The sequence below is a fragment of the Shewanella woodyi ATCC 51908 genome (assembly GCF_000019525.1).
Lineage (GTDB): Bacteria > Pseudomonadota > Gammaproteobacteria > Enterobacterales > Shewanellaceae > Shewanella > Shewanella woodyi.
Window position 1 is genome coordinate 288,099 of sequence record NC_010506.1, and the last position, 25,980, is coordinate 314,078.

The 25,980-nt window shown below is 44.4% G+C and carries 24 protein-coding genes and 1 pseudogene; 16 read left to right on the forward strand and 9 right to left on the reverse strand.

Annotated features, from left to right (window positions below):
• Positions 1–19: 19 nt before the first annotated feature.
• The 5 genes from SWOO_RS01190 to SWOO_RS01210 all read left to right on the forward strand — a co-directional run bounded on the left by SWOO_RS01190 (position 20) and on the right by SWOO_RS01210 (position 5,596).
• Positions 20–2,536: a DMSO/selenate family reductase complex A subunit gene (locus SWOO_RS01190; RefSeq protein ID WP_012322883.1), complete on the forward strand. Its 2,517-nt coding sequence runs from the start codon at positions 20–22 to the stop codon at positions 2,534–2,536.
• Between the two features lie 14 nt (positions 2,537–2,550).
• The gene (locus tag SWOO_RS01195) at positions 2,551–3,228 is read left to right on the forward strand and encodes a DMSO/selenate family reductase complex B subunit (protein WP_012322884.1); all 678 of its coding nucleotides are present in this window, start codon (positions 2,551–2,553) and stop codon (positions 3,226–3,228) included.
• Between the two features lie 55 nt (positions 3,229–3,283).
• Complete coding sequence (locus SWOO_RS01200) at positions 3,284–3,943, forward strand: TorD/DmsD family molecular chaperone (RefSeq protein ID WP_012322885.1); 660 nt, start codon at positions 3,284–3,286, stop codon at positions 3,941–3,943.
• 7 nt (positions 3,944–3,950) lie between these two features.
• Positions 3,951–4,433, forward strand: a complete 483-nt coding sequence (locus SWOO_RS01205) for a hypothetical protein (RefSeq protein WP_012322886.1) — start codon at positions 3,951–3,953, stop codon at positions 4,431–4,433.
• A 191-nt stretch (positions 4,434–4,624) separates the two neighbouring features.
• Positions 4,625–5,596: a LysR family transcriptional regulator gene (locus SWOO_RS01210; protein WP_012322887.1), complete on the forward strand. Its 972-nt coding sequence runs from the start codon at positions 4,625–4,627 to the stop codon at positions 5,594–5,596.
• 11 nt (positions 5,597–5,607) lie between these two features.
• On the opposite strand, the gene SWOO_RS01215 is transcribed toward SWOO_RS01210, so the two are convergent.
• Together SWOO_RS01215 and SWOO_RS26205 are read right to left on the reverse strand one after the other, a co-directional pair.
• Positions 5,608–6,336: a substrate-binding domain-containing protein gene (locus SWOO_RS01215; RefSeq protein ID WP_229377362.1), complete on the reverse strand. Its 729-nt coding sequence runs from the start codon at positions 6,334–6,336 to the stop codon at positions 5,608–5,610.
• A gap of 45 nt (positions 6,337–6,381) precedes the next feature.
• Positions 6,382–6,573: pseudogene (locus SWOO_RS26205) on the reverse strand (helix-turn-helix domain-containing protein); the annotation flags it as partial.
• Between the two features lie 491 nt (positions 6,574–7,064).
• Between SWOO_RS26205 and SWOO_RS01220 the strand changes: the two are divergent.
• From SWOO_RS01220 to nrfD, 4 genes are all read left to right on the forward strand, one after another.
• Positions 7,065–7,556 (forward strand): PDDEXK family nuclease, encoded by a 492-nt coding sequence (locus SWOO_RS01220; RefSeq protein ID WP_012322889.1) that lies wholly within the window; start codon positions 7,065–7,067, stop codon positions 7,554–7,556.
• A gap of 82 nt (positions 7,557–7,638) precedes the next feature.
• Positions 7,639–8,112, forward strand: coding sequence for a cytochrome c3 family protein (locus SWOO_RS01225; RefSeq protein WP_012322890.1), 474 nt, complete (start codon positions 7,639–7,641; stop codon positions 8,110–8,112).
• A 10-nt stretch (positions 8,113–8,122) separates the two neighbouring features.
• The gene (locus tag SWOO_RS01230; RefSeq protein ID WP_012322891.1) at positions 8,123–8,806 is read left to right on the forward strand and encodes a 4Fe-4S dicluster domain-containing protein; all 684 of its coding nucleotides are present in this window, start codon (positions 8,123–8,125) and stop codon (positions 8,804–8,806) included.
• Positions 8,803–9,744 (forward strand): cytochrome c nitrite reductase subunit NrfD, encoded by a 942-nt coding sequence (gene nrfD, locus SWOO_RS01235; protein ID WP_012322892.1) that lies wholly within the window; start codon positions 8,803–8,805, stop codon positions 9,742–9,744. Before SWOO_RS01230 ends, nrfD begins: the two co-directional genes overlap by 4 nt.
• A 111-nt stretch (positions 9,745–9,855) precedes the next feature.
• Here nrfD and SWOO_RS01240 read toward each other — a convergent pair whose 3' ends face one another.
• Positions 9,856–10,293: an Lrp/AsnC family transcriptional regulator gene (locus tag SWOO_RS01240; RefSeq protein WP_012322893.1), complete on the reverse strand. Its 438-nt coding sequence runs from the start codon at positions 10,291–10,293 to the stop codon at positions 9,856–9,858.
• A gap of 182 nt (positions 10,294–10,475) precedes the next feature.
• Here SWOO_RS01240 and yjeH point away from each other — a divergent pair, with 182 nt between their 5' ends.
• Positions 10,476–11,741 carry an L-methionine/branched-chain amino acid transporter gene (gene yjeH / locus SWOO_RS01245; protein WP_012322894.1) on the forward strand — a complete coding sequence of 422 codons (1,266 nt, stop codon included), beginning with the start codon at positions 10,476–10,478 and terminating at the stop codon, positions 11,739–11,741.
• Positions 11,742–11,800: 59 nt separating this feature from the next.
• Here yjeH and SWOO_RS01250 read toward each other — a convergent pair whose 3' ends face one another.
• The 3 genes from SWOO_RS01250 to SWOO_RS01260 all read right to left on the reverse strand — a co-directional run bounded on the left by SWOO_RS01250 (position 11,801) and on the right by SWOO_RS01260 (position 13,880).
• On the reverse strand, positions 11,801–12,412 hold the full coding sequence (locus SWOO_RS01250) for an energy transducer TonB (protein WP_012322895.1): 612 nt from the start codon (positions 12,410–12,412) through the stop codon (positions 11,801–11,803).
• A gap of 361 nt (positions 12,413–12,773) precedes the next feature.
• Complete coding sequence (locus tag SWOO_RS01255; RefSeq protein ID WP_012322896.1) at positions 12,774–13,223, reverse strand: tellurite resistance TerB family protein; 450 nt, start codon at positions 13,221–13,223, stop codon at positions 12,774–12,776.
• Between the two features lie 138 nt (positions 13,224–13,361).
• Positions 13,362–13,880 carry a DUF2780 domain-containing protein gene (locus SWOO_RS01260; RefSeq protein WP_012322897.1) on the reverse strand — a complete coding sequence of 173 codons (519 nt, stop codon included), beginning with the start codon at positions 13,878–13,880 and terminating at the stop codon, positions 13,362–13,364.
• Positions 13,881–14,088: 208 nt separating this feature from the next.
• Between SWOO_RS01260 and SWOO_RS01265 the strand changes: the two genes are divergently transcribed.
• The 3 genes from SWOO_RS01265 (at position 14,089) to SWOO_RS01275 (ending at position 17,618) form a co-directional block, all read left to right on the forward strand.
• On the forward strand, positions 14,089–14,802 hold the full coding sequence (locus tag SWOO_RS01265; protein ID WP_012322898.1) for a hypothetical protein: 714 nt from the start codon (positions 14,089–14,091) through the stop codon (positions 14,800–14,802).
• Positions 14,803–14,862: 60 nt separating this feature from the next.
• A complete protein-coding gene (locus tag SWOO_RS01270) occupies positions 14,863–16,278 on the forward strand; it encodes a tetratricopeptide repeat protein (RefSeq protein ID WP_012322899.1) in 1,416 nt (471 codons plus the stop codon).
• A gap of 110 nt (positions 16,279–16,388) precedes the next feature.
• Positions 16,389–17,618 (forward strand): hypothetical protein, encoded by a 1,230-nt coding sequence (locus SWOO_RS01275; protein WP_041417880.1) that lies wholly within the window; start codon positions 16,389–16,391, stop codon positions 17,616–17,618.
• A 339-nt stretch (positions 17,619–17,957) separates the two neighbouring features.
• Here SWOO_RS01275 and SWOO_RS01280 read toward each other — a convergent pair whose 3' ends face one another.
• Positions 17,958–18,320: a hypothetical protein gene (locus tag SWOO_RS01280; RefSeq protein ID WP_012322901.1), complete on the reverse strand. Its 363-nt coding sequence runs from the start codon at positions 18,318–18,320 to the stop codon at positions 17,958–17,960.
• A 345-nt stretch (positions 18,321–18,665) separates the two neighbouring features.
• Between SWOO_RS01280 and SWOO_RS01285 the strand changes: the two genes are divergently transcribed.
• Entirely contained in the window at positions 18,666–20,537 is a 1,872-nt protein-coding gene (locus SWOO_RS01285) for a methyl-accepting chemotaxis protein (RefSeq protein ID WP_012322902.1), read from the forward strand.
• A gap of 43 nt (positions 20,538–20,580) precedes the next feature.
• On the opposite strand, the gene SWOO_RS01290 is transcribed toward SWOO_RS01285, so the two are convergent.
• A complete protein-coding gene (locus SWOO_RS01290; RefSeq protein ID WP_012322903.1) occupies positions 20,581–21,537 on the reverse strand; it encodes a LysR substrate-binding domain-containing protein in 957 nt (318 codons plus the stop codon).
• Positions 21,538–21,644: 107 nt separating this feature from the next.
• Between SWOO_RS01290 and SWOO_RS01295 the strand changes: the two genes are divergently transcribed.
• The gene (locus SWOO_RS01295; protein WP_012322904.1) at positions 21,645–22,847 is read left to right on the forward strand and encodes a multidrug effflux MFS transporter; all 1,203 of its coding nucleotides are present in this window, start codon (positions 21,645–21,647) and stop codon (positions 22,845–22,847) included.
• Positions 22,848–23,005: 158 nt separating this feature from the next.
• Positions 23,006–23,599 carry a tRNA-uridine aminocarboxypropyltransferase gene (locus SWOO_RS01300; protein WP_041417457.1) on the forward strand — a complete coding sequence of 198 codons (594 nt, stop codon included), beginning with the start codon at positions 23,006–23,008 and terminating at the stop codon, positions 23,597–23,599.
• Positions 23,600–23,835: 236 nt separating this feature from the next.
• Here the strand turns inward: SWOO_RS01300 and SWOO_RS01305 are convergent, their stop codons facing one another.
• The gene (locus SWOO_RS01305) at positions 23,836–25,947 is read right to left on the reverse strand and encodes an EAL domain-containing protein (protein WP_012322906.1); all 2,112 of its coding nucleotides are present in this window, start codon (positions 25,945–25,947) and stop codon (positions 23,836–23,838) included.
• Positions 25,948–25,980: the final 33 nt, after the last annotated feature.

Sequence of the window (25,980 nt, forward strand, 5' to 3'; positions counted from 1 at the left end):
ATCGCAAGAGGATATATAGATGGAACGTAGAAGTTTCTTAAAAATGAGTGCAGCTCTGGGCTGTGCAGCAAGTGTGACTGGCTGTAAAACCAGTTCAGATGACGCCAATGTCGTGCCGCCAAAACCACCAGTAGGTGAAGAGCAGATCACTTGGTCATCTTGCTTAGTTAACTGTGGTTCTAACTGCCCAGTTAAAGTGTTCAGCCGTGATGGTGTTATTACTCGTGTTGAAACCGATCATGATGTGGTTGACGGTGATGATATCTACCAAGTTCGCGCCTGTGCTCGTGGTCGTTCACTGCGCCAGCGCACCTATGCTGTCGATCGTTTAAAGACACCGATGAAGCGCGTTGGTAAGCGTGGTGAAGGTAAGTTTGTGCCAATTAGCTGGGATGAAGCTGCTAAGACTATTGGTACTAAGCTATCGTCTGTGATCAATGAGCATGGTAACAAAGCGATTTTCCGCAGCTACGGCTCTGGTGCTTACTACGGTTTTGCATCGAATGCGTGTTTCAACCGTTTGTTTAACCTAAACGGTGGCTGTTTAAATGCCTATGGTAACTACTCTTGGGCTCAGCAGATGGAGGCGGCTAAACACACCTTCGGTACAGGCAGTACCACTGGATCTTCAACTGTTACTTTATCGAACAGTGACTTCCTATTAGGCGTTGCTTATAACCCAAGCGAAATTCGCCAGTCGGGTTCAGGTGAAGGTTATGACTACTTAAAGGCGCTGCAAAAGAGCAACGGCCTAAAAGTGGTGATGATCGATCCACGCTACACCGACTCTATGTTAGGTAAAGAGTCTAAGTGGCTACCAATTCGTCCTGGCACCGATGCGGCCTTTGCTGAAGCGATTGCATATCAGATGATCAGCTCAGGTTGGGTTGATGCTAACTCGCTTGATTTTATCAACAAGTATGCCGTAGGTTTCGACGCAGATTCTATCGCAGCCCAGCAAGCGCTGTTTGCAGCAAGTGGTGATGCCACTAAGCAAGAATACGCTAAGGTGATGAAGCCGGAAGAGAACTACCGTGATTATATTTTAAGCCAAGGTATCTATTCGGATCAGCCGTTAAAAACGCCAGAGTGGGCAGAAAAGATCACCGGTATTCCAGCTGCACAGCTAGAGCAGATTGCCACTGACTTACAGAATGCTAAAGCGCCATATATCGTCGTTGGTGCTGGTGTTAACCGCCAGGCAAACGGTGAGCAGAGCATGCGTGCCCTGTATATGCTGTCGGTACTTACGGGCAAGTTAGGTACGCTTGGTTCATCTAATGGTGAGCTGCCATACATGAGCAGCATGTCTCGTGCGGGTATTCCAACAGGCAGCAACCCAGTTAAAGAGAGCATCTCTTTCTTTACTTGGTCTGAAGCGATTCACCATGGCGAAACCATGACGGCACGTAGTCACGGAGTTCGTGGCACTGACGGTTTAGATACGCCACTTGGTACTAACATCAAGGTGATCATCTCTGCATCTGACAGTTCATTGTTGAACCAGCATGCTGAGATCAACAACACTGCCAGAATCTTAGAAGATGAAACCGGTGTTGAACTTATTGTTAGCTGTGATTGCTGGATGACGCCGGGCGCTAAATTTGCCGACATTATTCTGCCTGATACCAGCTGGTTAGAGTCAAACGATCTCGTTAACGACAGCTACGCATCTGGTGCGTTAGGTTATATCACCGCGATGAAGTCGGCGATTGAGCCTATGTGGGACTGCAAGTCTATGTATGAAGCGGCTGCACTTATCGCTAAGTATATGGGTTGTGAAGCTGAATTCACCGAAGGCAAGACTGAAGAGCAGTGGCTTGAAGAGCTTTACCAAAAAACCAAAGATAACAGTAACAATCTAGGGGTTTACCCTGCATTCCCTGCCACTTACAAAGAGGCGCAAGAGATTGGCTTCTTCCGTAAGAACATGAACGACAAGCATGTTGCGCTGGAGAGCTACATTAAAGGTGGTAAGCCACTATCGACCCCAAGTGGCAAGATTGAGATCTACTCAGCTGAACTAGCATGGCGCGCTGCTAACTGGGATCAAGAGTCAAAGACTCAAGTTAAGGGTGACACTATTACTGCTATTCCTCAGTACACAGTGACTTGGGATGGTTATGAAGACACTGATACCAGCACTGATTTTCCATTCCAGTTAGCGGGTTACCACACTAAGGGTCGCACTCATTCTAGCTACCACAATGTGCCTTGGCTTCGTGAAGCGGTAGAGGATGCTGTTTGGGTGAACCCAATGGATGCATCTGAGCAGGGGCTCAACTCTGGTGATGAGATTGAGATGTACAACGAGCGCGGATCGATTGCCGTGAAGGTGCGTATCACTCCACGTGTTGCACCTGGTGTGTTAGCGCTGGGGCAGGGAGCTTGGTTCAAGCCTGGTAATACACTAGGCAGTACTGGCCATATTATCGATGAAGGTGGCGCGATTAACTCGCTAACTCGCTATCAGCCAAGCCCAGTCGCTAAAGGCAATCCACAGCACACTAACCGTGTTGCCATTAAAAAGATTTAAGAGACTAGTTAATTATGACTCAACCAACTCAATATGGTTTTTATGTAGACAGCACTAAGTGCACTGGCTGTAAAGCTTGCCACGTGTCTTGCAAAGATCGTCAAAGTAATGAAATTCGCAACAACAGTAACCCTGAAGGCAACGCTCTGCCTGCACTTGAAGGGGTAACGTGGCGCCGTGTGTATGAATATGGTGGCGGAGAGTGGACTGTCGGTAACAATGGCTGTTTTGAGCAAAATGTGTTTGCTTATTATATGTCAATTGGTTGTAACCACTGTTCTGAGCCTGTGTGTGTTAAAGCATGCCCGACCGGTGCTATGCATAAGCGTCGCCAAGATGGTCTAGTCCATGTTGCCCAAGACCTGTGTATCGGCTGTGAAAGCTGTGCTCGTGCGTGTCCTTATGATGCGCCGCAGATCGACAGTGAGCGTAAAGTGATGACCAAGTGTGATGGTTGTTTCGAGCGTATCGCTGAAGGTCGCAAGCCTGTGTGTGTTGAGTCTTGTCCACTGCGTGCACTGGATTTCGATACCATGGATAACCTACGTGCTAAATATGGCGATGGAGATGGTCATATTGCGCCGCTGCCATCGCCAAGCATCACGTCACCTAACTTGATTATCAAGGCTAATGTGAATGGTCGTCCGGCGGGTAGCGGTGAAGGGCAGATCTTAAACTTCTCAGAAGTATAATCTGTTTCCTGTGTGTATATCAGGCGCCCAAGGGCGCCTTTTAACCGAGATTTTTATGTCATTAGATAACAAGTTTGATTTTGAAGCTGGTCAGGGTCTAGCGCGGATTCTGCATCATGTTTTGCTTAGCTATCCGACGGTTGAGACTTTAGACAACCTAAAAACCCATAGCGTAGCGCAAAGCTGGCCTGAGTTTGGTCTCTCTGCGGACAATACTGCGGGCAGAGCTGCACTGACTACCTACTTGTCTCAGTGGTCTGCTGAACAGCTCAATGAGTTGAAACTGGATTATGGGCAGTTGTTTTTTGGCCCTGGTGAGCCTAATGCTATGCCTTGGGGCTCGGTATACCTAGGTGAGCAGCAGCTACTTAATGACAGATCTACCTTAGACTTAATGGCATTTTACAAGCAGCAAGGGATCAGTTTTGAACTGGAGTTTACCCAGCCTCTCGATCATATTGCGCTGTTTTTTGCTGTGATAGATAGCCTTCTAGGACAGCTCGTATTAAACCCCGATGATGAGCCTGTGCGCCGCACCTTGGCAGTGCTTATGCAGCAGCATATGTTGCCCTGGTCACACCGCTGTTTTGAACTTGCGATAGAGCATGCCCAAACTGATTTTTATCGAGGTATCGCTCACTTAGCACTGGATTTTCAACAAGTGTTGGCAGTGGTATTTCAAGTGATCCCTATGCCAGTTCGCCTGCATCGTTAAGCCTCATATGAGTGTTATTCAAGCTATAGGCCAACAAAATATCAAAGCTGAATTTGCGCATCGGCTACAGGGCTTTTTGAGTCAAGATCCCGATGTACGCGAGCTGTTTAGTGGCGCGACCTCAATGACGACTGTGGTTAATCTACTCGCGGCGTTGAGTTTTCAGGAGGGGGATGCAAGGTTCCAAACTGACGCGCTTGATGAGGAGCTGGTTTTCTCTCTCTTTTTTGATAGTTTTTACCTGTTGTTTATTAAAGAGTTAGAGCACAACAATCTGAGCCAGGCTGAGAAGCTTATTTTGCAGCTTAGCCGTTATTATGGCGAGTTAATGGCTAAGCGGATAGTACAAGCCGAGACCGGGCTGGGAGCAGAGGAGCTTTCAATCAGAGCGGAACTTCTTAAGAGAGCTAACTGCGTGCTGCAGGCTTGGGAGCAGCTCGATAAACGCTACGCCCAGCAAAGAGGAAACTCCCGTAACATGGGGCGTTAAATCGCAAATAGCCTTGTATGGCGTAAGCCATTATCTGTAATAACCCACCCTCTTTTTTTAATTATTTTTTAATTAATCATATGTTTAATAAAAATTAATATCTAAAACCCTAATTAGTTGTGATTGAGGTATCTTTTTGGCTAATTTGCCATTGTTATAGTCGGTTCCTTACTGTTTAAGGTTAAGTATGGATGCATAGACTACTTTCAAGATTAGATTATTTTACACTCAAGGTTTTTATTGGGTTAGTTGAATATAACAATGGCTCAGTGGTTGCCCAAAAATTGAATACCACTCAACCTAAAGTGAGCAGAGCATTAAGCTGCGTGCGTGAGGTGTTTTGCGATGAGCTTTTTGTGAGGCGTCAATATGGGGTTAAACCTAATGCGATCGCTGAAAACCTTTATCCTTTTGCCAAAGCCATCGTTTCTGCTTACGATGAGATGGCCGAGCTGACCATGGCTCTGCCATTGCGAACTCATCTTATTATTGCTGCTCAGGAACACCTATCAGCCTTTTTAGTTGAATCTATCATGGAGCTTTGTGAGCAGCTGGGCAGTGAGATAAGTGTGACCATTCAACCATGGAGTGATAATGTTCAGGAGTTATTAGCCCAAGGTAAAATTGATTTTGCGATAGCGGTTAATTCAGAGTCATTTGAAAACGTAGAGAGTGTCAAAGTGGGTGAGGCTCACTATCACTTTGTTGCTGCAAAAAAGGGTCACCCGCTTTTCAGTGAGCAGCTCAACTTAGCGAATCTGTTTAAGAACAAACTGGTACTGATTAACTATTCTCAAGTTGGTTTAACAAAGCATTGGTGTGAAGACTATGCCGATGAGAGAGGGTTAGAGCTTAAGGTGAGTTTTAAGACATCTAGTTTAGCGATGGCATTAGCTCATGTGGCTAAGTCAAATGATGTGTGCTGGACAGCTTCAGTTTTTGCTTGCCTCTACTTTAAGAGTCGTAATGATATTGATTATATTGATGTCACTGACTTTTATGAAAATGAGCTGTTTCCAGAAGGGAAATTCAAGCGTTACGATTATTACCTGCAATACCATAAATCGCTCAATAATGATTTCTCTAAGCAGTTATCAGATCTATTAAGTAGGAAGATGCAACTTGCGCTGGACGCTTATGCTAAAGATGGAGGGCGAAGTTAAGTGCTTAACTACTAGTGTAGTGTCAGCTCTATTAAATCTTGTATCTCGGAAGATAGCCATTGATGCTCTGGTGTCTTGTCATTGTTTCGGTACACCAGATAAAGGCTTGGAGTTCTTACCTGTCTATATAGACGTTCAGACTCCACTTCAGATAGTCGACAAGCATGCAGGTCGGGAATATTATTGATGACGTTGAATATTGTGCTGTAGGGGAGCAAGGTGACACTCTGGCTCGATCTTAGGTATTCAAATAGTCCGGTTAAACCTGTGAGATTAATTTCTGTTTCAAGATGAATATTCTGTGATTGGCAATACTCCTGCAGTGGGCTCAACTCTAGCTCTGAGTATCCCATATTGCTGTTGATAAATGGGTAGCTGGCGATGGACTCAAGGGTGATCTCCTCCTTTAATAATGGATGTTGGTTATGGCAAATCAAGAATAGTTTATTGAGTTTTTTTAGTCTGAGAGCTATAAGCGATTCGTCTGATCTTCTTAAATTATCTAACTCCTTACTACAGCAAAGGCCAAGGTCTACTTCACCACTGATGATGTTGTCGATAGAGTGTTTGTTCCAGCGCGATATGTTGAAGCTCACCGATTTACCGGCATCTTTAATAGCACTGAGTAAAATCTTTGGAAAAGGGTAGGAGATCAAATCTGGTGCGGCTATTTCAAAATGCCTAATAAGGCCATTATCACTAGTACAGTAGAGCTTTTGTAGTTTAGTTGCGCACTCCATAAGCTCTTTTGCTATAGGATAAACCTCACTTGCAAACTCGTTTGGAATTAAACCATATTTTTTCCTGACGAAAAGTTCATTACCAAGTATCTCTCTGGTGTGTTTTAGGCATCGACTTATTTTTGGGGCCGGAATATTAAGTTTATGAGCAACTAACGTTGCTGATCTGTTTTCATATAAATTAACAAAAATATTAATGCTTAATAAGTCCAAGTCACTAAGTCTAATGTCTTTCATGTTAAGTTCGTTTTTAATATTAAGTTTCGTTCTCTAATAATATCTAAATTAAATTGTAAATAATTATATATTATTAGTTGGTTATTAAAAATGCCTAGTACGTCACCAAATGAGTTATCTTTATATTGAAAGAGAGAAATATTGATAATGCATAGCTCTTATGTTTATTGACTTTATTTTTTTAGTAGGTGGCTGGTACGCATTACAGGTAGGATGTCGTCATACTATTAACTTTATAATAATCATGTAATAAATTAGCATGTTTAGCCTTGCCGCTTTACTAAAATCATATAGTTGGGATGTGAATAGCTAACATCTTAAATTTGTAATTGTCATTTATTGATTTTACTTATTGAAGCCAATCGTAAAATTTAAAATGTGCTATTTCTAAGTATTGAGTAACTTGATTTGAATCAATATTTATCACTTGGTGAGGATTAGTATGTCTGTGAACTATAAAAATATAAATAATAGATGCTTTGGAGGTTGTGATGAATGCGTCGATAATTCTAAATTATGCGTTTGTATATTTTGTGTTATTCCTCGTCGTACCATTTGTTTTAGTAACATTTACGTTAACCTGTATAAAATTTTTTAAAAGTAGTGAACAATCGATTACTAATGTAAAGCTGAGAACGTATACCTTAGAGGGAGAGCCTGTCGGGTTTGTTAATAAACTAAATAATCTAGTAAACGGTAAATATAATGTTCTATATGGCACAACATTGGATAGTATCTTTGATGTGGATAAGGGGGATAGTGAAGAGCATGCTCACCACTATTTACAAAGCTGTCATCTGGATTATGTGCTCGTCGATAATGAGTCTTCAGCGATAAAGTTGGTGATCACCGACCCCCAGCACAACAGTGAAGAGAACAGCCGTTATATCGATAATGCTTTGGCGAAAATGGGAGTGAAGGTGCTGCATTTAGCTAAGAATGATTGTGATGAGACCCTACTTAGAGCCTCCTTAGCCGCATAGTATCAAACAGATAATAATGAGTGCTGTAACTTAAATTACAGCACTCCCTCAACCCTATCACAGTGTAATGTGAGGACGGCTTATGTCCAGCCTATTTAAGTATTCAGTATTCCTGCTATTAAGTGTCTTCTCTCTAGTTCTGATGTTAAGTGTTTCTACAAACTTAATCGCGGCCGAACTCAATATTAATAAGAGTAAAGAATGTATTAAGTGCCATAAACGTAACGGGATGATGCGGGGAGTGCATGGCAATGATGCCTTAGATATCCGTTGTCAGGACTGCCACGGTGAAAAGCAAGGTCACCCAAGACAGGCATCAAACTTGATTGGATTCTCTGATAGTTCAGCCGTTAAGCCAAGAACTCAAGTTCAAGCCTGCTTGCAGTGCCATGATCATTTTCGTCTATTTGAGCATGATTGGAGTCATGCGGTTCACTCGGACAAGGTTAACTGCGCCAGCTGCCATCAGCTCCATTCCACTACTGATTCTATGGTCGATCTTTTAGCGACTAAGCGCAGCCAACTCTGCAGTCGCTGTCATAGCGTCGAAAAGTGAGGGTAATTTTATGTCGAACTCTAGAAGACTATTTTTAAAAGGCGCGTGTGTTGCTGCTGTTGGTGCCTCTGGTTTTACTTTGGTTAGAGCTAAAGAGGCGGGAAAAAATACATCGAAACCTGTATACAAGTATGCGTTAGTGCACGATGAAACTAAATGTATTGGCTGTGATGCTTGTTCAATCGCATGTCGAGAGGTAAATCAGGTACCTGAAGGTGTCAGTCGATTAGAGATAAAGCGAGAGGGGCCTTTTGGCGAATACCCTAATCAATATTTCCGTTTTACCCGTCACTCATGTCAACAATGTGAATCGACTCCTTGTGTGGATGTTTGTCCGACGGGAGCTGCCTATAAAGATCCCGACACTGGCATTGTGAGTGTCGATGAATGGAAGTGTGTTGGCTGCCAATATTGTATTGCTGCATGCCCATACCAGATCCGCTTTATTAACCCGATCACCAAGGCAGCCGATAAATGTGATTTCTGTAAAGATACCCGTCTTAAGGAAGGCAAGAAACCTGCATGTGTCAGTGCTTGTCCGACTAAAGCACTTACCTTTGGTGATATTACCGATCCTGACTCGCAGATAGTGAAAGTGCTAAAGTCTGCACCTAGCTACCGCAGTAAACTGGATTTAGGTACTAGGCCTAAGGTGTTTCGCATTGCGTCACAAGGTGGTGAGGTTAAGTTATGAACCCTTTTCATTTTGATGGTTTAATTTGGCACTGGCCAATTGCTATCTATCTCTTTCTTGCTGGGGTTTCTGCTGGGGCAATCTGTTTTGCTGTGTTACTCAAGCAGTTTAAGTTAGGTGAGGATGCCTATAAATCCGGGTTTGTACAAGCTGCATGTTTGATCTCGCCATTAGCCGTATTTGCTGGTTTAGGGATCTTAGTGATCGATTTGACTAAGCCCTTCGACTTTTGGAAAATTCTGGTGTTTTACAACCCAAGGTCTGTCATGTCAGTAGGGGTTGCAGTACTGCTTATCTATCAAGTTGCGCTATTCGCTTGGTTAGCCTGTGTGTTTAAAGAGCCGGTGCTGACCTGGTGTCAAGGGCGTTGGTCTGTTGTAGATAAAGGGTTTAAAGCTTTGATGAAGTACGAGGCGACGATTACCGGGCTTTTAGTGCTTTTAGCTCTGTCACTTGGCGCATATACGGGATTTTTACTGTCGGCATTGAGAACTTATCCTATGCTGAATAACCCTGTATTGCCTTTGCTCTTCTTGATTTCAGGTATCTCCTCTGGTGCCGCGGCCACACTTCTCGGGGGGGTACTTCTTAAGGGAAATCCAGACGGTAAAGAGGTTCACTTTATTCACAATATCGAGATCCCTATTATCTTACTGGAGCTGGTACTGCTATTTACTTTTTTTGCGGGACTTATCCTTTCAGGAGGGCAGAGCCAAGTAGCTGCATTAACTGCAATAGGGGAAGGTTTCTGGGGATGGGTATTCTGGGGAGGGGTAGTTGTGATGGGCTTAAGTATGCCCTTGGCATTAAACCTGTTTATGAAGGCATCATCGAAAAGAAAATTCTCCTATGTTGCTATGACTGCGAGCTTCAGTTTAGTTGGCGTGCTGTTACTGCGAAACTTTATTCTCTATACCGGTCAGATGACGATCGCTTAACTACTTTTAATTAGGTGTTGCAGCAGTGATATTAGTGTTATGCAGGTTTTTTGAATAGAAGATGGGCCAAAATTTTTGTTTGGCCCATCTATCAACCAGTTAAAGTAGGGATTAGATGCTCTCCCCTTGATTATCAATCCATTCGCTCATTACTACGTGAGTTTTGATCTTGATAATATCGGTTTGAGCATCAATAAATTCGCGTATCTCATGGAGCCTTCTCATTGAGTTGGCTTGTACATAGACGAGTAAATCCATATCGCCGGTGATCCCGCGGCAGGTGATCACCTCTGGAATAGCATGAAAAACATGGACCACGTCAGCACACCTAGGGCATTGATGTTGGATCTCAAAGTAAGCGGATACTCCCTCTTTTTGTGATTCACTCAGTAGTACCTGATAACCGCGAATAATCTCCCTCTGCTCCAACTTTTTAATCCGCTCTGATACCGCAGAGCGAGATAGATTAACAGCTTCTGCAATATGGGAGATGCTGTGGCGCGCATTTTTCCTAAGCTCTGAGATGATTGCTTTATCAAATTTATCCAAGGTACCTCTCCATTGCTGATCACATTGATTTGAGTTCACCAACGTTATGCTGGTATTTATCTATTTTGCCGACACTATGTCGGTGTAAGGCGCATTTTTGTAGGCTAACAAAGACAGTTTGCATCTCTGTTGATCTTTATACTGATTGGTATAACGCTATCAATCTCAGGGCAGTAGTACAAATGAATCAGATAAAAGGCAAGATAGGACGCTGGCAAGGTGCAGGGTTAATGGCCACCACCTTGTTGGGGACTGGGGTATTTATTCTACCTCAAATGACCATAGAAACCGCGGGAAGTGGAGCCTTGATTGCTTGGTTAGTGCTGACTTTAGCCATTATCCCTGTGACCTTAGTGTTTGGCCGCCTGGCCAGTGTATTCCCCCATGCAGCAGGGCCTGCCTATTTTGTTGAACAGGCATTTGGTCGCACTTCGGGGCGCACAATAGGTTTACTGTTTCTACTCGTTATTCCCCTTGGCGCACCTGCTGCAATTATGATGACGTTTAAGTTTGTCGATGTGTTGGTGACGCTTTCCGGCTGGGCAGAGGTGATGACAGAACTATTGCTGCTTGGTGTATTAGCGGTTTTAAATTTCAGGGGAGTTCAGGTATCAGCGAAGTTGCAGTTTGCACTGACCTTAGGAGTCGTCTCTGTTGTCGTTGCGCTATTTGGTGCTGGTGGCCTAAATCTGAGTGAGATGGAATCATTAACGAGTGCGGTTAAGCCTGAGGTTGCTCTTATCATGGCGGCAGCAGGTATCGCATTTTGGAGTTTTCTCGGTGTCGAGGCGATGACACATCTAGCCAATGATTTTCGTGATCCCAAGAGAGATATGATCCCAGCTATGATGATAGGTACCTTGCTTGTGGGTCTGGTTTACCTTGCCTGTACATTACTTTTGCTGCTGTTTCCTGGAACATCCAACCTAGCTATGGTTGCGGTATTTGACTCCCTATTAGGTGGCTATGGCGCACAGGTGATAGGTATCTTAGGGATCGCCAGTGGTTTAGCGACCGTAAACGTATATACAGCGAGTGCGGCTCGATTAGTGTGGAGTTTTAGCCGTGAAGGTGTATTGCCGAAATATTTTGAACTACTAAATCACTACGGTGCACCAGTGAGGGCGTCGAGTGTGCTCTTGGCGGTAATGGCTGTGGTGATTGTGTTGACCTATATCACTGGGCAGGATTTGGAGGGGCTCATTGCTTGGACCAATGGCGTGTTTGTGATCATCTATCTGGTTTCTATGTTGGCAGCTATCAAGTTATTGAGTCGACGCTTTCTTCCTTTAGTGTCACTGAGCTGTCTACTGTGTCTTTTATTGGCTTTTGCCCTCGGCATGAATATGGCCTATGCACTCATATTGACTGCAATTTTATATCCTCTGCTATGGTGGCAAAAAGTTCATCTGCTTCGTCGAGAAAGGGCTCAAGTTATTTTAAATTAATTGGTATTGAGCCCAGAAAGTCTGGGCTCATGGTTACCTGATCAAATGAATAGATGGTATTAGATCTGTTGCTCTAAGGTGAAGTCGAGCTGTACTTGTTGATTAGATTGGATTACCGCAACCCCTTTCTCCATTTTAGGCTTATATTTCCAGTTTTTAATCGCCTGAATGGCAGCCTTATTGAAGATACGTTTTGGATTCGCTTCTAGCACTTTAACGTTAGTGACTGTGCCCATTTTTGTAATATCAAACCCTAAGATAACATAGCCCTCCTTGCCATTTTGGGCTGCAATTATGGGATATCTTGGAGATACCTGAACGATTGGGAGTGCCTCTGATGTCATTGAGTCTCTGTTGTACTCAGTGGATAACGTCGGCATCTTAATGGTTTCAATTGTTTGCGCTGTTATTCCTGTATCTGTTCCTGATACTGTTCGTTGTGGAATAGTGGGCTCAACAAGCTCCTCTTTCGGTTTGAGTTCGATCTGTTTCTTAATGGGCTCTTTATCTTTGATAATTGGCGCTATTTCAAACTCAGGAACTTGAACGGTCTCTATCTGTTGTGGATGTTCGGCATCGATCAGTTTCGCCATAAATGCAAATAGAGATAGGGTGATAACGGCAGCCACTAGGGCTATTGATGTTCTTCTTAAAAGTGAAATCGATATCATAAAAGTATCCTTACTCAAGTGAAGTCACTTAAATATTGTTACCATTTATTTCCTTTTTTGGCTAATAAAACAGCAGCTTTTTTTCTTTTCCGATATTTTTTCTTACAAATCTGAAGTTTTTGAAGCCTTAATTAAGGCAAGAATATTGAGTATCCATCGACTATAAGGTTTCAGATTTTTTAGCATTTAGAAACTCGGCGATCTGGAGATGGATGATGGGAACAGCGGCTTTATTGAATAATATAGATAAGCTTCCACGCTTACCTAAAGCGATGAGCTAACTGTCGGATGTGGTCAATGATGAGTTTGCTAAGCAGTTAGCGTAAAGTCAGCCAGCATCTCAGTGCTGGCTGTTATTGTGTTATCGAGCTTCCATCGCGATATTACGCATCTGAATTAGTTCACTGTGTTTTAGGTAAAGCAGCTCTGCAGTACGACGAATGATCTGATCTTCATATCGACAGAGTTGGCCATCGGCATAGGCAAGCTTCCACATCGCCAGTATCAATTTCTGTTTCTGCTCAACACTACATTGATCATTAATCTCGCTGGTAAACTCATAAAGTGAGGTGGAGTTCCCCTGTATCTTGGTGGCTTCCTCTATGAGCTCTTCGGCTTCCGATTGAGTTAAAGATAGCGCATCGGTTAGCATAGAAGGGAGTAGTTTAGCTTCTTCATTTGAGAGGGTCTCATCTGCAAAAACCACTTCTAGCAACAAACTCACTGCCGCTAAATTAAGCTGGCGCGTCTGCTCTTCTGGGGTGACGGCTTGAGAGTGAGAGGTGAGAAACTGTTTTAGTTTTGCGATCATAATTAGACCTGCCAATGAGTGATTCTACAAATAAGCTTATACGTTTAGAGTAGAAAAAGGGAGGTGAGTTCATCCTATCTTGATTAATAAAAATTAATACCAATTCTATAGGACAAACTCAGGTTAGCGATTAAATCCTTACAAAATAGCGCTTAAGCCTTTCATAAGAAGATCGCTGGTACCTTCACCCGCATTGGTATCTAGGTAACCTTTGACTATGTTTACCATAGGAGCCGCAAGCTCTTTGGAGATCCCAAGCTTTTCGAAAGCATCGTAAACCTCAGCTCCGCCCTGTAGTGATGCACCTAGATCGCCTGCTTTTGAAAGCAGTCCAGACATACCTGAGTCTTTATCAACTTCAGGTGCAGCAGAGAGTAAGCCTTCAATGCCAGGAATCGCATTGGCTATTGGGCCAAAATCATCTCCCCCAAGAGTGGATTGCGCTAAAGATAACAAGCTGCCAAGTCCGCCCTCTGCTTGAGATTGGTTTAGGTCGAGTTGAGACATTACATTGCTTACAAGATCAGTGTCTTGGGTCTGAGTTACGGCTGGTTTCGCTTCCTCTTTGCCGAAGAGATCATCAAACCAACCCGCTGTTGCTGGTGCGGTTAGTAGAGTGCTACTTATTAGTAAGCCAAATATAGCAGATAGTTTCATTTTTCCTGTTCCTGTGGTGTATATATCCAGTCGTGGCAGACATTCTAGCTTTTTTAACATAGATATTGCATCAATTTTAACAATCAGCCCCCATCGAATTTACGTTATGTAGTTCACCTAATGCTCAATTCCCCTGTGCAAAAAAACTGATTTTTGGGTATCCTATTTGGCCTATTAATATATTTACTTTTACCTATTGGAAACTCCCATGCCATTGTCCGCGATATTTACCGAAGCTTATAACTTCTTTCGCAATCATATTAGCCAGTTAGCAGCGCTTACCGTACCTATTTTATTTGTTCAAGTTGGCATTCAGTTATGGCTGGGAATGGAGATGGCTAATGCAGATATGGAAAACCCGCAATTTGGCGGCATTCATATGGCCGCTGTGATGGCACTTTTATTGGTTTTTTCACTACTCATCGCCTCATTAACTATCTTTTTGGAGATTCGCTCACAAGGTCATGAGGCGAATACGGCACTGATCCTTAAAACCAGTTTGAGTTTTGTACCTGGTTTGCTGCTTGCTGGTGTATTTTCTGGTTTAGCTATCCTTGCGCCTGTGATGTTATTCGCAGCCTTTGGTCCTCTCTGGTTAGTGGGATTGACCATGAGTATCTACATCTTTGCCCGTCTTGCCTATGTGAACTTTATGGTGGTGGTTGAGCGTTTAACTCCGTTAGAGGCGATTAAGGGAAGTTTTAAATTCAGCGGACCTATCGCATTTAAAACCTTGATGGTGTTGATGCTTTATATCCCAATCTCTTTGATTGGCGGTTCGCTATCATCGCTGGCTCAATCTGTTGGTTTTCCTCTACAGCTGGTTGTTGAAGTGTTTGTGGCGTTTATCGGCCTGTTCGTTAACGTTGCTCTGTTTCGCCTGTATATGGTTTCACGCCCTAACGTGGAAGAGCAGGTTTAGAAGTCAAAATGAGCTCCTGGGTCACTGTACCCAGGACCTGGATGCTCTGGAGTGTCTGCTTTGCTAACTGATGTCGAATTCGTTGCTCATTTCTCACCTGAGTTAGGTCAGGATTATCGTGTTGCAAAAAGTTATGTGACCGATGTGCCAACCCAAGCGTTACTTCAAATACGTAGTCTTACCCATAAGCTCACCGAGCTGTTGGCCCTACCTATGGGGATTACTTTTGATAGTCCTAACCTTTATGACAGAATTGAGACCCTGAACAGTAGGCGGGTTATTAATGTCCGTGTTACTAGGGCAATGCATAAGCTGCGCGGGGATGGAAATCGTGGTGCACATCCCGAAAAATATCACCTTACCTCTGAGCAGTTACAGCAATTAAGTGAGAAATCCATAGAGAGGCTGTTGAGTTTAATCGAGTCTCTCTTCGTTCAAGTAACGGGAAAATCGCTTCCCAAATATCATTTTGAAGCCTTCGACTCTTTGGCCGGACGGGATCTCTGCTACCGAGCTGTGATGGAGTCCGATCCTCAAGCTCAGTATCTTGTGGGCATGTCGCTTAAGACGCGAGCCTTGATGCAGCGAGAGCAGGAGCTGGCCTTAGGTGACGAGCATGATGGAAAGGGATCTGAGCTAGGCTCCTCCTCTGAGACCCTTAAAAAAGCGGAATATTGGTTTGGCCTAGCATCAACAAGTGAGATGGATGCTCGATATGAGTATGGTGTTGCTAAGATCCATGGCTACAGCGGTGAACCTGATGTTATAGCCGGAGAAGAGGCGATAGCACAGGCGGCTGCAGCGGGAGTTGTTAATGCCATGGCGCTGCTGGGCTACTTCTATCTCGTGGGAGGCAAGAGCTTAGCTGTCGATAGGGATAAGGCGTTGGATTATCTGCAACGGGCCGCGGATCTTGAGCAGTCAGAAGCGATGGCGAACCTTGGTGTGCTCTATTATCAAGAGGGGGCATTGACTCAGGCTTATCAATTTATCGCTAAAGCCGCTCAGGCAGGGTTTCCTCATGCCCAATACCATTTGGCTTTAATGCTCGCCAGAGGTGAAGGCTGTGAAGTCGATCCCCTTGGGAGTGAGCAGTGGATGGCGGAAGCGGCTGAACTGGGTCAGATCGATGCCATGTTCTCCCGTGCGCAATCCATGCTAAACGATGATAATGCATTTGGAACCGATCTCTCCCAAGCTGAGCTTTATCTTCGTGAAGTGATCAAGTATGGACACAGTGTGCCGGCCATGATTGAGCTTAGTATCGCCCTTGCTGATGGGGTATTGGGCAGAATTGATGTGGTGGGAAGTGCATCCTTACTCAAGTTGGCCCGTGAACATGGTAATGAGCATGAGCTATCAGTGATCTCCCCCCTTTGGGACTCACTTTCTCAGCAAGTTGAAAATGTGATTGCCGTGACTAAGAACAAGGCTGAGTTGGTTGCGTTAAAGCGGGCACAAGAGTTACTAGCTTAGCTTCATCATATTCATGTTGAAAAAGCCAAACAAGTATTGCATGCAATATCCTAAATGATTACATTAAGCTTTCATTTATTATGGTCGTAATGGCCGAGAAAGAGGGTATTGTGAACAGAACCCCCGATAATCAGCAGCTTGATGATATTGCCAAGGATTATGTCAAATTGGTGCTTGCTGTTGGCTTGCATGATGCTAGCTATGTTGATGCTTACTATGGCCCTGAATCTTGGCGTGAGAAGTGCCAGCTGCAACCATTAAGGTCACTTAAACGTGATGTCGCAGCTCTGTTAGGTAGACTTGGTGCTCTTAAACTTACTGGTGGGGACAGACGTTTGCTTGAACGTCAGGAGTTCTTGGGTAAGCAGCTAGCCTCGGTTGAGTATTACATTAACCACCTGCTGGGGAGTGAAAGCTGTTTTGCCACTGAGTCAACAGGCCTGTATGACACCCAAGCTGAGATCTTCTCTCCTGAAAGCTTTCAACCTGCGCTTGATGATATCGATTGTTTGTTACCCGGCAGTGGAGAGCTAACAGGGCGCTTCGATGCCTATCGGGCACAGTTCATTGTGCCTGAACATCAGATCCCTAAGGTATTTTCTGCCGCGGTCGAAAAATCCCGTGAGCTCACTTCTACCTATATTGACCTGCCTGAAAATGAGAGCTTTCGTATCGAGTTCGTCAATGACAAGGTGTGGAGTGCTTATAACTGGTATCAAGGAGATTATCAGAGTCTAATTCAGCTGAATCAAGATCAGCCCCTCTACCTAGAGCGGTGTATGCAGCTTGCCAGTCATGAAGGTTACCCCGGCCACCATCTGTTTAACCTCCTACAGGAGAGAGAGCTGGTAAGAGAAGCTCAGTGGTTTGAATACGCCATCTATCCCCTGTATAGCCCGATCTCTTTTCTTTCAGAGGGAAGCGCAAACTATGGCTTGAGTCTTATCATGTCAGATTGTGAGTTGATTGAATTCGAGCATGAGCATTTGATGCCACTAGCTGGAATGACGGGAGATATTGAGCATTATCATAAAGTATTAAGGTGTTATAAGCAGCTGGCGCACCTAGACAACTCGGTTTGTCAGCAGTTGATTGATGGGAAGGTTTCGCCAAATGAAGCTGAGAGTCTCTTGGTCCGGTTTGGCCTGTATAGTGAGTCTCGTGCTAAGCAAAGAGTCAAATTTTATCAAGCAAATAGAGCCTATGTGATTAACTACAATCATGGTGAGGATAGTGTTGCGCGCTGGGTTGAGCGAGGAGAAGCTGATAAAAATGAACGCTGGAAGCGATTTGAATCCTTACTAAAACGACCATTAATGGCTTCGCAATTTGTGAGTTAACACACTAGGTTTGGTAAAACGAAAAACGCCTGCCAAGGCAAGCGTTTTAGTGTTATTCATAGATATATATACCCAAGCTACTTGGAAATGCAGGATTCAGTGGGAATTTAATGCACTTTAGGCAAGGCATTGATTGTAGGTAATGGCTATTCCCTTGGCAAAATCAATAACGCAGAATAAAGAGCATTAAAACCCATCGTAGAAGGCTTTGCGCAAGCCCACTTCGTTGTTGCATTCGCTTAAAAGGGAGTAACCATTCCTACGCAAATGCGTCTAGAATTGAACTCGCGCAACGCCTCTGAAACGAGCATTCTCAGGTAGTTTGGGTATATCTAAATACTAACTAGGATCATGTTCAAATGTGCGACCTTGATGGGGCTTAGCTTGGTGGCGCTCAGTGCCAAATCTAGCCTCTTGGAATGGACCCTGATCTTGAGCACTATCTGATTGGTAGAAACCACTCTCTTGCTTTGCTTGACCAGCTTGGGCCTGTTGTTGGCGGAAGCGAGCAAGTTGCCTCTTCATAAAGATACGGCCAAATAGACTAAGTAAAATAAAGCTGATGGCGCCGATTAACAGTACGAAAGGAAGCGCGATTAAGGTCAGTGTAATAACAGCGAGTCCAATGGCAAACGCCATCCAGCCTCTAGCACCGGAGAATCTAGTCTGGAAAGGTGATTGCTGAAATTGGCTATAGATCATAAGAGCTCCAAAAAATTAACTGATCTCTAGTTTGCATAAATTTTAATCTAAGATCACGTTAATTTCAGTTAACCTAATCGATTTTCTTTTTCTATTCAGGAAAGGTTCAGTCTTTTGTTGTCTTTTTTAGTCTCTATTGGGTGTGAAAATTGTACACCTTGCTTAACTAAGTAGCAGATCCTTCTGTCTAAAGACTGATTTTAGTCAGGATGCTACTTTCTCGAATGGGTTTATGTGATCATATCATACGGCTTCGCCGTAAAAGCTAATTTAGCGTTATGGGGCTTATATTGATTGGTATTCGCTCCATGTCCGTTCGTTAATCTCACTTTCTGCAGATAAATTATGAAATCTCACTCGCTTAAGAAAAAAATCTTGTTTTCTGTCGTTATCGCACTCTCGCTGGTGATCGTTTTGCTCTCTTGGCAAAGCTATTTGAGTCAGAAGGAGCAACTACAGCAAAGTAGTCTAGAGCAGGTTCAGAGGCTGGGGAGTCAACAAGCCCATAATATTCAACAGTGGTTTGCTGTTCGTGAAAATATAATCAAAGCCTTGGGCTCACAATCTCTGTATAACCCGCTTAATCCTTTAAAGCAGGCACAGGTGTCGGGAGATTTTGAGCTGACCTATTTTGGCTCAAACGATGGCGTGATGTATGACTCAGATCCTTCGATTAATCGTGATGGTTATGATCCTCGCAGCCGTGGTTGGTACCAAGAAGCGATGAATCAAGGTGGCTTAATTGTGACTAAGCCTTACGTTGATGTTGCTTATAATATTCTTGTTGTGACACTGGCACAGTCAACCACTGGTGGTGTTGTAGGTGGGGATTTGCCGATCGCGGGTATTGTCGATGATATTGAGCGCATGGCGTTGCCAGCAGATGGCTACGCTGTGCTAATGCACAAAGATGGTACCGTTATCGCTTATAAAAATGCGGGTAAAGCGATGCGCCCTGCCTATGAAATTGATAATGACCTATCACATGGATTGCCAGCGATGAGTCAATCAAGCAATGCTTTTACGCCAGCTTACTTTGAAAGTGAAAGTCGTGAAAAGCTGCTATGGGGCGTGAGTATTCCTGATACCGATTGGGAACTGGTATTGGTGTTGGATAGGCAGACGCTGGAAGCGCCGTTATCTTCACTCTTGATTAAGCAGTTAGGCCTATCTCTTATCATCTTAATTGCCAGTGTATTGGCTATCTCTGCATTGGTGAATATCTTGCTGGGGCCACTTTCCAAAGTATCACAGGCGCTAGCAAAAATTGCCGATGGTAATGGCGATCTGACCCAGAGAATTGAGGTCGAAAGTGATGATGAGGTGGGTGTACTTGCTGAGAGTTTTAACCGTTTTGTTGGTAGTCAACATGAGTTAATTACTCATATTCGTCAGTTAGCAACTGAGTTAGATCTCGATGCTGAGCGAAGCCTAAACACGAACCAAGCTGCTGTGCAGGAGTTGCAGAGACAGCAGCAAGAGGTAGCCATGGTTGCTACCGCGGTGACAGAGATGTCTTGTGCCACGCAGGAGATCGCATCAAATGCCGAAAATACAGCCACGGCTGCGCAACAATCATCATCGAGTAGTGAGCAGGGAAAGAATCAGGTTGATCAGACACGCCACTCGATTAACTCTCTGGCCAGCGAAGTGACGCTAGCAACGGAAGTGATTGGTGATCTTAGTCAACATGCCCAGTCAATCTCAGGGATCTTATCGACGATTCAGGGGATAGCAGAGCAGACTAACCTGTTAGCACTTAATGCCGCGATTGAAGCCGCTAGAGCAGGTGAACAGGGGCGCGGATTTGCTGTGGTAGCCGATGAGGTGCGTGTATTGTCTCGTCGAACTCAAGATTCAACCCAAGAGATCCACGCTACCATAGAGACTTTACAGCAGATGACGGCACGAGCGGTGCAGCTAATGAAAACCAGTCAGGAGTTGGCGGGAAATAGTGTGAACGATGCCGATGAGGCTGCGCTGGCATTAGAGGAGATAACTCAAGCTGTGTCACTTATCTCTGACATGGCAGGACAGATAGCGACAGCTGCAGAGGAACAGACTCAAGTGACCGCTGAGATCACCCAAAATACCATAGCGATTAAAGATGTCACCGATGATATTACTGGTTCGGCTATGGATACCTTAGAGCATGCTCAACAGCTTAAGCAAAGAGCCAATGACTTAAATACTAAGGTCGCCACTTTTATTCTATAAAGTCGTAGTTAGATGAGCCTGTTATCAGGCTCATCTTTCATCTCTAGTTAAAGGCCTTGGCCACACTCTTGCAAATCGTGTCTCTGACCCATCTGTGTCCTGGCTCCTCATCGTTTCTCTCATGCCACAGCAACACATAAGCTAGTGGAATAAACTCAAACGGCAATGCCAACTCCACGAGCGGATATAGCTTTATCGCATGTCGAGCAAAGCTGGAGGGGAGTGTAAAGATAAGATCGCTATGGGCGCATACACTTGCAGCGCCGTAAAAGTCAGGGACTGTGGTACTTAATCTGCGTCTGTGCCCCAGCTCGGCAAGATGATAGTCCAGTGCCCACCAATCGTTACCTTCACAGCGTACTTGCACATGAGACATCTCAAGGTAGACCTGAAGATCCCACTGCTTTGCGGCTACGGCGGCAAGAATTGGGTGGTCCTCTCTAACAAGGCATACCTGATGGTCGGTAAATAGGGTTTGGTGAGCGATACCATCTGGCAAGTGATCTATCTGGAAGTCTGATTGTGGATGGAGATCTCGCCCTGATATTCCAAAATCTATCTGGCCATTCTGAAGTGACTGTATCGATTGCTCCATCCACACATAACTGTCTAGCTTTAGGTTAGGAGCATTATTGAGAATAGGCCCGATAAAGTAGGGGAGTAAGGTCTCATAGGCACTCTCTACCATGGCAAATGAGAAGTGACGATCACTGCTGGCGGGCACGAAACTAGGAGGCTGTGTGAGTTGATAAAGTCCCTGCAACATATCTGGCAACTTAGTGCCGAGCTGCATGGCGTGTGAGGTGGGCTTGAGTCCGTGGGATGTACGAATAAACAGAGGATCGCCAAGGGCTTCGCGCAAACGATTAAGGCTCTTACTCAATGCCGATTGACTGACATGGAGACGACTTGCCGCACGAGTCACACTTTGCTCTTCAAGCAGCACCTGCAAAATAACCAGCAGGTTAAGATCTATTCTCGATAGATTATCTAAACTCATTAGATATTCCTAAAAGGAAATTCATTCCTGAAATTATACCATTTCTGTTCATAACATGAGTCAGTTAAAATTTCTCCATTGAAAATTGTTCCATCTTGAGAGAACCCATGCGTCGTAATCTGTTACCTATCTTAATGTCAATGGTGGTATTAAGTCCTTTAGCCATCGATATCTACCTGCCCTCTATGCCTGCGATGGCGACTGAGTTTGCTGTGTCTGCCAGTGATGTGCAGTCAACCTTAATCCTTTTCCTGTTTGCGATGGGTGTGGGTCAGATAGTGATAGGTCCTTTAGCGGATCGTTTTGGTCGCCGTCCAATCGCATTGGGTGGTGTGTTGTTGTATATCGCCAGCAGCATATTGGCTGCTGTTGCTATGGAGTTTCACTGGTTACAGATAGCAAGGGTGCTACAGGGACTAGCTGCCTGCTCCACCTCGATAGTGGTGTTTAGTGCTGTTCGCGACTGTTTTACGCCTAAAGAGGGGGCCCGTTACTACAGTTATCTCAATGGGGTTATCTGTGTTATTCCAGCCTTAGCCCCAACATTAGGTGGCCTGCTTGCTCTGCAGTTTGGTTGGCGTTCAACCTTCGTATTTATGACGCTTTACGCCATTGTAATGATGATCTTGATTGGCTATCGCCTTCCAGAAACTCGTCCTGCAAACACAGTAACGACTGGTCCACTCTATCGTTGGTCACGCTATCAGCCAGTACTTGTTGAGCCACACTTTGTCTTCTATGCACTTTGTTGTATGGCTGGTATGGCATCAATTTTAAGCTATGTTTCATATGCACCTGTTTGGCTTATCGATAATTTGGGCGTATCAGAGTTAACCTTTAGTGGCCTGTTTGGACTCAATGCGGTCGTTAATATCGCAGCCTGTTTTGCAGCACCTATGGTGATCAATCGATTAGGTAACCGTCCGACTGTGATATTAGCTCTGGTTACTATGCTCGCGTCAGCACTTATTCAAGTGTTATTGCAGGGCGTAGGGCCGACTCAAGGCTTAGCAGCTGCATTTAGCTTTATGCTACCTATGATGTTGCTTTGTATTGGCTTTGCTCTTTTATTGGGCCCTGCAACCAGTATGGCTCTGGCCGCTTTCGGTGAGAGAGCGGGAACAGCAACAGCGATATTAGGCTTTATTCAGATGAGTGGTGCTTCTTTGATTGCAGGTTTAGTACAGCAAACGGAGTTGACTGCTCCCTATGCGGTGGCAGTTGTGATGGGCGCTCTGACTTCTGGCCTACTCATAGTGATGGCGATGTCACGCTTCGATCACTGGCATCAAGAGCAGTATGCTCATTAATCTAGCGCTTTAGAGTGAGATGTAAAATTTAAACGAAACACCCTTTGCCCGCTGACTGCTAACCACAGGAAGTGGGCATTTTTTTGCTCAGGTTAATATCACTTTCTTATACTGATTGATAAACTATCGACAATTCATGATTGATAGAAGAGAGTGCCGTGGCGCGTCCCGTTTGCCCTAAATGTCATTACCCATTAAACGCTTGTCTGTGCTCGAGTATCGAACGGATGCAGGTATCGACAGAGCTGATTGTGTTACAGGACCCCAGTGAAGTAGGCCATGCTAAGAATAGTGTACGCTTGATGGAGTTAGTGATCCCCGAGACACAAGTTTACGTGGGAGAAACACCGCAAGATTTTCAAGCGTTACGTCACTATCTGAATACCTGCGGTAAGCCGGTTTTTCTGGTTTATCCGTCGGATTCGAGCTCTGATGTTGCCGAGACAAGTTTTACTGAGCAGGCTGTACTGTTACTGCTGGATGGTACTTGGCGAAAAGCCTATAAACTGCTGCAATTAAACCCTTGGCTACAGGACTATCCCGCGCTGCATCTTGATCTGACATCGGCATCCAATTATAAGATACGCAAAGCCAGTAGAGCCGACAGTCTATCGACACTGGAAGCGGCGGCTATGATGTTGAAAGCTATTGAACCTGAGCTGCAGATCACCCCGTTAACCAATGCCTTAGATGCCATGGTTCAACAGCGTATTCGCTCTATGCCTCCGGCGGTTAGAAAACGCTATGAGTAAGCCCACTTTTGCTTATGTTGATATACCATTACTGTGATGTATATCAGCCTGTTATGAATGAAATAATATTCTGATCACGCTTATTCTATATTAAATAGTATCTAATATAGAGAGTCATCTGTGTGACAGGTGATGTGAAAGCTGTGTTAGTTAACTGTCCATGCAGGGAGGCAGTACCAGTAATTTATTAGTGGCGACTGACACAGCTTTCCCTCTTTAATAAAACAGTCTTAGTCTTAAGCTGTTTTATCTGTGGAGAAGTTATCTAAAGTAAATTTAGTCGCATCTTCAGGATGGCCGAAGAAGAAACCTTGGCCAAAACCTTTGCCCATCTTCTCTAATATCTCTTTTTGCTGCAGGGTTTCAACTCCCTCAACAACAAAGCTGATATCCAATGCTTGAGCTAACTGTATCATCGCTTGGCAAAGCTCCTTACCTTGAGGTTCACTGAGTCTTTGGGCGAAGCCAGCATCTATCTTTAAGCTGTCGATGGGAAGGGTACCTAGCTTACTTAATGATGAGAGCCCTGCACCGAAATCATCAATGGCGATACTCACACCAAGCGCTTTGAGGGCGAGTAAGGTTTTTGTTACTGTTTCTGGCTGCCTTAACAGGGCAAGCTCAGTAATTTCAAGCACTAACGCTTCGGCTGGTAGCTTACTGGATTGGAGTGACTGTGTGACTTGCTGTACAAAGTCATGATGTTCAAGTTGCATCGGCGAGACATTGACACAGACTTTCAGATCGGGTGAGTAGTTTCGCCACTCTAACATCTGTTCACACGCTAGCTGCAGAGCCCACTGACCTATGGTGATAAGCAAGCCTGTCTCTTCAAGCAGAGGAACAAAATCACAGGCATTAATCACTTTACCATCGGGCTTTTGCCATCTTAAAAGTGCTTCAACACCTATGAGTGAGTTGCACTCTAGATTGACGATGACTTGATAGGCCAGCTTAAACTGATCTAGGTTATGGGCATGGCGTAGTTCGCTTAGTGTATGGAGTTTTTGCTCAGCCTCTTGATGCATCTTTTTATCGTAAAAAAGTAGGTGGCTAGGGCTCTTTTTGGCGCTGTACATCGCAGTATCTGCAAGACTGAGTAGTTTATCTGCGTGGTTACTGTGTTCTGGAAACAGTGAAATACCGATACTGGTGCCCAAGTAGAGCTTTTGATCGTCTATTTCGAACGGAGTATCAAATAGAGACATGATCTGCTTAGAGAGCGCCTCTATCTCCTGACGGCTTGTGCAGTTTTGCACGACTAAAGTGAACTCATCGCCGCCTAAGCGGGCAATTTCAGCATTTTCGATACAACTGGCTTCCAATCGAGCCGATACCAATTGCAGTACCTTGTCGCCGGTAGCATGGCCAAAACAGTCGTTAATGTTTTTAAAGCCATTGAGATCAAGAAACATCACAGCCCCGAGTGTATTGGGGCGCATTTCTGTCTGTTTAATCGCTTGATTTAGCAGTTTTTTGAGATGAAATCGATTAGGCAGTCCTGTGAGGGAGTCGAACATGGCTTGTTCGGTGAGTTTACTCTCCAACTGCTTTTTAGCACTGATATCACTAAAAATGGTGACAAAATAGACCTGCTCTTCAACTGTGAGCTTACGGCAGCTTTTCCAGGCAGGAAACTGCGAACCGTCTGATCTGAGTTTCCACACCTCTCCTTGCCAATTACCACGATCCTCAATCGCCTTGTTATACTCGGCAGTTACGTTCAGTGGGTGATCATCGATATTGATAAGATCTGTTTTGCTACCGATCAACTGCTCGCTGCTATAGCCACAGATACGACACATGGCTTTATTTACCGCTAGGATAGAGTGATGACTATCAGTGATATACACGGCTTCCGCATTATCTTCTAAAATCAGTGACATCAACTCTTTTGGTAGCGTATCTAAGCCATTGCTTGCTTTGGTTCTAGTTTGGCTACGTCGGTTTTTGGATTCAAATTGTGCAATGAGCACATTAAGCTCATCTAGCTTAAATGGAAATAGGGTTACCTTGGTGGGTAGGTCTGTTCCTTGCCGACTAATATAGTGCCAGTTGAACTCGGTGATATCGCCTTTAGATGCTTGCTCTATCATCTGTCGAGTATACTCTACGCTGCTTCGCCCTGATGATTGGATGCGTGGTGAGAAGTCGTAGGGACTAGCTTGAATAAAACCATCTGATTGAGTTTGAAAATAGGATAGCGCGGCCGAATTAGCACCGATAAATTGATGATCTTGAATTAAGGCTAACGGAGGTGAATCTTCTTGCTGCCAAAGATTAAGTTGGTAAATTAAGCTTGGCTTACTCGAAGTAAGCTTAGACAATAAAGTGGACCACGATGTCATTTTAATGCTTCCTAGTCACAAGTCCTGTTTCCT

Coding starts and splice junctions, on each gene's coding strand:
- SWOO_RS01190 (WP_012322883.1), top strand. CDS start 20: ATGGAACGTAGAAGTTTCTTAAAAATGAGTGCAGCTCTGGGCTGTGCA.
- SWOO_RS01195 (WP_012322884.1), top strand. CDS start 2,551: ATGACTCAACCAACTCAATATGGTTTTTATGTAGACAGCACTAAGTGC.
- SWOO_RS01200 (WP_012322885.1), top strand. CDS start 3,284: ATGTCATTAGATAACAAGTTTGATTTTGAAGCTGGTCAGGGTCTAGCG.
- SWOO_RS01205 (WP_012322886.1), top strand. CDS start 3,951: ATGAGTGTTATTCAAGCTATAGGCCAACAAAATATCAAAGCTGAATTT.
- SWOO_RS01210 (WP_012322887.1), top strand. CDS start 4,625: ATGCATAGACTACTTTCAAGATTAGATTATTTTACACTCAAGGTTTTT.
- SWOO_RS01215 (WP_229377362.1), bottom strand. CDS start 6,336: ATGGAGTGCGCAACTAAACTACAAAAGCTCTACTGTACTAGTGATAAT.
- SWOO_RS01220 (WP_012322889.1), top strand. CDS start 7,065: ATGAATGCGTCGATAATTCTAAATTATGCGTTTGTATATTTTGTGTTA.
- SWOO_RS01225 (WP_012322890.1), top strand. CDS start 7,639: ATGTCCAGCCTATTTAAGTATTCAGTATTCCTGCTATTAAGTGTCTTC.
- SWOO_RS01230 (WP_012322891.1), top strand. CDS start 8,123: ATGTCGAACTCTAGAAGACTATTTTTAAAAGGCGCGTGTGTTGCTGCT.
- nrfD (WP_012322892.1), top strand. CDS start 8,803: ATGAACCCTTTTCATTTTGATGGTTTAATTTGGCACTGGCCAATTGCT.
- yjeH (WP_012322894.1), top strand. CDS start 10,476: ATGAATCAGATAAAAGGCAAGATAGGACGCTGGCAAGGTGCAGGGTTA.
- SWOO_RS01250 (WP_012322895.1), bottom strand. CDS start 12,412: ATGATATCGATTTCACTTTTAAGAAGAACATCAATAGCCCTAGTGGCT.
- SWOO_RS01255 (WP_012322896.1), bottom strand. CDS start 13,223: ATGATCGCAAAACTAAAACAGTTTCTCACCTCTCACTCTCAAGCCGTC.
- SWOO_RS01260 (WP_012322897.1), bottom strand. CDS start 13,880: ATGAAACTATCTGCTATATTTGGCTTACTAATAAGTAGCACTCTACTA.
- SWOO_RS01265 (WP_012322898.1), top strand. CDS start 14,089: ATGCCATTGTCCGCGATATTTACCGAAGCTTATAACTTCTTTCGCAAT.
- SWOO_RS01280 (WP_012322901.1), bottom strand. CDS start 18,320: ATGATCTATAGCCAATTTCAGCAATCACCTTTCCAGACTAGATTCTCC.
- SWOO_RS01285 (WP_012322902.1), top strand. CDS start 18,666: ATGAAATCTCACTCGCTTAAGAAAAAAATCTTGTTTTCTGTCGTTATC.
- SWOO_RS01290 (WP_012322903.1), bottom strand. CDS start 21,537: ATGAGTTTAGATAATCTATCGAGAATAGATCTTAACCTGCTGGTTATT.
- SWOO_RS01295 (WP_012322904.1), top strand. CDS start 21,645: ATGCGTCGTAATCTGTTACCTATCTTAATGTCAATGGTGGTATTAAGT.
- SWOO_RS01305 (WP_012322906.1), bottom strand. CDS start 25,947: ATGACATCGTGGTCCACTTTATTGTCTAAGCTTACTTCGAGTAAGCCA.